This window comes from Bartonella sp. AP88XZML (assembly GCF_042195565.1).
Taxonomy (GTDB): Bacteria; Pseudomonadota; Alphaproteobacteria; order Rhizobiales; family Rhizobiaceae; genus Bartonella.
Genome location: NZ_JBHIOQ010000037.1, coordinates 1 through 3,961, shown reverse-complemented (window position 1 = coordinate 3,961; position 3,961 = coordinate 1). Strand labels below are relative to the sequence as shown.

Annotated in this window: 8 protein-coding genes; 4 read left to right on the top strand and 4 right to left on the bottom strand. The window is 36.5% G+C overall.

All coding sequences use genetic code 11. The features are described from left to right. Positions 1–780 (bottom strand): DUF1376 domain-containing protein (locus ACFIK2_RS04210; protein WP_375676919.1); only part of this gene is annotated, 780 nt, incomplete at its 3' end. Beyond that, complete coding sequence (locus ACFIK2_RS04205; protein WP_375676918.1) at positions 773–1,240, bottom strand: crossover junction endodeoxyribonuclease RuvC; 468 nt, start codon at positions 1,238–1,240, stop codon at positions 773–775. The genes ACFIK2_RS04210 and ACFIK2_RS04205, both read right to left, overlap by 8 nt. A 74-nt stretch (positions 1,241–1,314) precedes the next feature. Here ACFIK2_RS04205 and ACFIK2_RS04200 point away from each other — a divergent pair, with 74 nt between their 5' ends. Then, the gene (locus ACFIK2_RS04200; protein WP_375640036.1) at positions 1,315–1,914 is read left to right on the top strand and encodes a hypothetical protein; all 600 of its coding nucleotides are present in this window, start codon (positions 1,315–1,317) and stop codon (positions 1,912–1,914) included. 63 nt (positions 1,915–1,977) lie between these two features. Here the strand turns inward: ACFIK2_RS04200 and ACFIK2_RS04195 are convergent, their stop codons facing one another. Further along, positions 1,978–2,190 (bottom strand): hypothetical protein, encoded by a 213-nt coding sequence (locus ACFIK2_RS04195; RefSeq protein ID WP_375640037.1) that lies wholly within the window; start codon positions 2,188–2,190, stop codon positions 1,978–1,980. 1 nt (position 2,191) lies between these two features. After that, positions 2,192–2,458 (bottom strand): helix-turn-helix domain-containing protein, encoded by a 267-nt coding sequence (locus tag ACFIK2_RS04190; protein ID WP_375615507.1) that lies wholly within the window; start codon positions 2,456–2,458, stop codon positions 2,192–2,194. A gap of 87 nt (positions 2,459–2,545) precedes the next feature. Between ACFIK2_RS04190 and ACFIK2_RS04185 the strand changes: the two genes are divergently transcribed. The 3 genes from ACFIK2_RS04185 to ACFIK2_RS04175 all read left to right on the top strand — a co-directional run. Continuing rightward, on the top strand, positions 2,546–2,899 hold the full coding sequence (locus ACFIK2_RS04185) for a helix-turn-helix domain-containing protein (RefSeq protein ID WP_375615508.1): 354 nt from the start codon (positions 2,546–2,548) through the stop codon (positions 2,897–2,899). A 273-nt stretch (positions 2,900–3,172) separates the two neighbouring features. After that, positions 3,173–3,547, top strand: coding sequence for a hypothetical protein (locus tag ACFIK2_RS04180; RefSeq protein ID WP_375676917.1), 375 nt, complete (start codon positions 3,173–3,175; stop codon positions 3,545–3,547). 126 nt (positions 3,548–3,673) lie between these two features. After that, positions 3,674–3,961 (top strand): Rha family transcriptional regulator (locus ACFIK2_RS04175; RefSeq protein ID WP_375676916.1); only part of this gene is annotated, 288 nt, incomplete at its 3' end.

Below are 3,961 nucleotides of genomic sequence, written 5' to 3'. Positions count from 1 at the left end.
ACGCCAGTAATCTCGAAACTTTGCGATTTCGACTTTCACGCGCTCCGGAGGCAAGCCCTCTTCGATTGCAAAATCGTAATCCGGTTCAAAATCCTCTGGCAATCGACAACCGCGATTAGCTTGCGCTCGTTTTGCTTTTTGGGGAACGTTCTCTTGCTCGTGAATGGGAGGTTGGTTATCCGCACCTGTTGCGATTTGCTCTGATGTGGTCTCAACAGCAGAAACCTCTGTTGGCTCGTCAACCAAATCGATTGTTTCTAAACTTTCATAACCAATTTCTTTTTTTGCTAAAACGTTAGTTTTAGTTTTTTTATATATATTCTTATTCTGGTTCTTTATAGCTTGATTTTGCTTAGCGTTTGCTTCAGCAAAAAAAATGTTTTGCTTGTCATTTGCTTCAGCAAAATTATTAACATGTTGTTTTATATTGTTTTTTGCTTGTGCACCTTTTTTACCAGCTTCACTACGAACTTGTGATATATGCTCTTTTTTATCAGCAAAATCGTTTAGCTCTTCTTCAACGCGTGTATTCCACAATCCATTATCTGTCTCAATAACTTTATCATTCCTCATTAAATATTCGACGATAGTTGCGAATTTTTTTCGTGAACAATTGCAAGCGCGTGAAAGCGTTTCAAAATCTTCTTTAATTGGTGCTTTCTTATCGTACATGCGTACAATAAGCGTTATATAAACGCCCCGTTGTTCCAACGTCATCCCATCTGTACCACTTATCCAGTCATACAAATGAAATCTTATCCACGGCATACCATTAGACATGCGCATCCCCTTCTTTCATTAAATATAAAATTGCCAAAGCATCTGCTTCGTTGTTGTCACAAGGCGCGTGACCTTTTGCACACATTGCCTTAATCATTTCTTCTTTTGACGCATTCCCTTTGCCTGTCATTGCTTTTTTAATCGTACCAACGGGAATGCCTTCATACGGTATCTGATGATGTTCACACCACGCCGTTAATGTTGCTAGAAAGCCCCCATAAACATGAGAAGCGTCTGTACCCACATGCCGGCGTACCTCTTCAAAATACACCGCATCAATTTCATCAACAGACCTCTTTAGTTCAGTAAGCCATTTCTTAAAGCGCAGATAACGCATGCCACCGCCTTCAAAACGGCGTGATTGAAAATGTTCTGTATCACTTGTGATAAAACCATCTGCATCACGAAGCGCCCAGCCTGTCTTAGTGCCTAGATCAAGACAAAGAATCGTGTTAATCATTTGCTATTCCAATTCTAAGAGTATTTTTTAATCGTATCTGATCATCATTTTTTTCGAAACCGCAGGGGGAAAATATGCAAGAAAAGCTAAAAAATTTGGAAAGCCAACTGGTTAATATCAAAAGGAAAATTACAATATTAGAAAAGGCATCACAAAATTTAGAGCCAAAGTTGGAGATTAATATTGAGGAACCTAAGATTGAAGTCATACCACCACACAATATTGTTACTGTAGAATTTGAAATCAAAAACCCTACAAAACAACCAATAAAAATGAATCATATACGAATAGACGAAAATAGCCCATTTCAATTTGTTGAGGCATTCCATAGCGCCTACAATTCGCGTTATCGAAAGTCACTAAAAACTACTCCCAACATATCTCGAAAACACATCGATTTAATAGCATCTCCCATTACGGATACCATCGCTCAACACGAATTAGAAAGAGATATTGATTTCTTTAGTTTACATGGCGGATCTACTTGCGTTTGGAGCGTAAAAATTCGATCTACAGAAACAGAAAATTCCAATAAGATAACCGTTCCAGTTTTTATTCTTGAACACACCTCGTCAAATGATCCATATAAAACACTTCAAGTTCGTTTTTGGACCAGTTTTTTCCGTCAGAAGCCCTATCAACAATTTTCATCCCACTTTGAGATCAATCACTGACTGTTCTATGCTTCTTTGCTTTTAAAGGCAAAGAAGCAAACACATCTAATAATTTATTCTGTTTTATTGCTCATAGCCTCCAAAGGTCCCCACAATTCTTCTTTTCGATACTGTTTCTTCTAACTCGTTAATTAATATACTTAATTGTGCTATTATTTTGTCTTTTTCATCTACCTCTTTTTCAGTCGTTTCTGTCATTTTATAAAAGTAAAAGCCAGCAAAAAACATGATTACATTGACTATAAAAAACACAATCATCGCTGCCAAACTGTCCATTTTATTTCCTTTCTTCATATTGAGATTGCAACATTTCATTTTGTTCACATGGCTTCATGCAAACAGTGGAACCCTTGATAAAAGCAGGCGTTGGAGGAGATTGTTCATTCCATAACGCTTCGAGAAGATATGCAACGGCTCCTCTTGAAGGAACACCATATTTTTCCCAACGCCATACTGTTGACTTGTTGACGCCTAACCGTTCTGCCATTTCTTTCAGAGTTAAATTCAGATTTTTACGTAACTGTTTTACTGCTATTTTTCCCATAAAAAATAATATGCATTATGAGTACTTAAAAGTCAAGTCGAAACGCATACCAATTATATGCAATATGAATATATTAAGGAGATAAAAATGCTTAGTAACACGATAGACCAATCTGCTAGATTAATAAAAGCGCGTTTAGCGCGTGGTTTTAGAAGTGCTAAAGAAGCAGCTAGATATTTTGGCTGGAACTACTCTAGCTATATACAGCACGAACAAGGATTAAGAGGAATATCGCGGGCATCTGCGAAATATGCAAAAGCATTTAGAATTAGTGAAGGATGGTTATTAACTGGAGAGGGAGAAGGCCCCTCCTTTCCAATTCCTGCGACAAAAAAAACTGTTGATGAGCAAATTATTAATCTACTGCAAAAAACAACTCAACCAGATAAAGAAACAATTCTTCACCTTTTAAATCGCCTGCATGCAGAAGAAAAAAAATAAAAGCTTTTTTTCTTTCATTACTAAATGTAGAAACCAGATGCATTATTTTGTTATCTAGTTCTATATCACTTTTTATTATTTTCATAACCATTCACCTTCCCCTTTCATGAGAATCGTCATTTAGAAAAAATCTTCTTACAAGATTTTTATACCGTTAAAAATAAAATACACATAACGCATATTTTATTGTTGACAAGTATGCATTATGCGTATTATATATATTCCATAAACCACGCACAAACAATCGCCAAGAGGCGTTAGGGAGGAAAAATTATGGATAAGCCAATTCTTATTAATTCTGATGAAATTTTATTAGTTTCCTACGATGATAATCAAAACATTGGTCGATCGGGACCACTTGATGCAAGCCAAATTCTAAGCATTGTTGCTGAGGTAGATGATGCAATCCAAATCTTTCGCATCAATCCTTCTGAGAATAATTGTGAAGATATCTCTGAAGAAATTGCAGAAGCATATGTAAAAGAAAATATCGAACATCTCCACGAGGAGAGTAAAGTTCATGACTTTGTACGCGAGAGTGTTGCTTACCATGACCTTTTATCTGATTTAGCAAAAGAAAAATATAATGATGAGTTTTACGGTACCTATGAACAGCAGCACCGTTTGCGTCCTTGTGATGTGCTTTAAAATTCTTAAGGGCGTTTGAAAAAGCGCCCCCTTTCATTCATCAATCCCATCAATATGAGGTTCGTAATGGAAAAGCCTNAAAAGCGCCCCCTTTCATTCATCAATCCCATCAATATGAGGTTCGTAATGGAAAAGCCTATTGCTATCCAGCAAAATACAAACAAACACGAAACAATTCCAACCATGTCTAGCATTGAAATTGCAGAGTTATGCGGTAAAAGACATGGCTATGTAATACGAGATATTCGTAAACTATTTAGCGAACTTAAAATCGACCTGAGTAATTTTGCTGGATTATACAAAGATTCAACAGGTCGTACTCTTCCTTGTTACCATCTTCCTAAACGTGAATCTCTTATTGTCATTTTAGGTTATAACACTGTGTTACGCGCAAAAATCATAGATTATTGGAAA

Excerpts from the sequence above, each read along its gene's own strand:
- ACFIK2_RS04205 (WP_375676918.1), bottom strand. The coding sequence starts at position 1,240 with ATGATTAACACGATTCTTTGTCTTGATCTAGGCACTAAGACAGGCTGG.
- ACFIK2_RS04200 (WP_375640036.1), top strand. The coding sequence starts at position 1,315 with ATGCAAGAAAAGCTAAAAAATTTGGAAAGCCAACTGGTTAATATCAAA.
- ACFIK2_RS04195 (WP_375640037.1), bottom strand. The coding sequence starts at position 2,190 with ATGGACAGTTTGGCAGCGATGATTGTGTTTTTTATAGTCAATGTAATC.
- ACFIK2_RS04190 (WP_375615507.1), bottom strand. The coding sequence starts at position 2,458 with ATGGGAAAAATAGCAGTAAAACAGTTACGTAAAAATCTGAATTTAACT.
- ACFIK2_RS04185 (WP_375615508.1), top strand. The coding sequence starts at position 2,546 with ATGCTTAGTAACACGATAGACCAATCTGCTAGATTAATAAAAGCGCGT.
- ACFIK2_RS04180 (WP_375676917.1), top strand. The coding sequence starts at position 3,173 with ATGGATAAGCCAATTCTTATTAATTCTGATGAAATTTTATTAGTTTCC.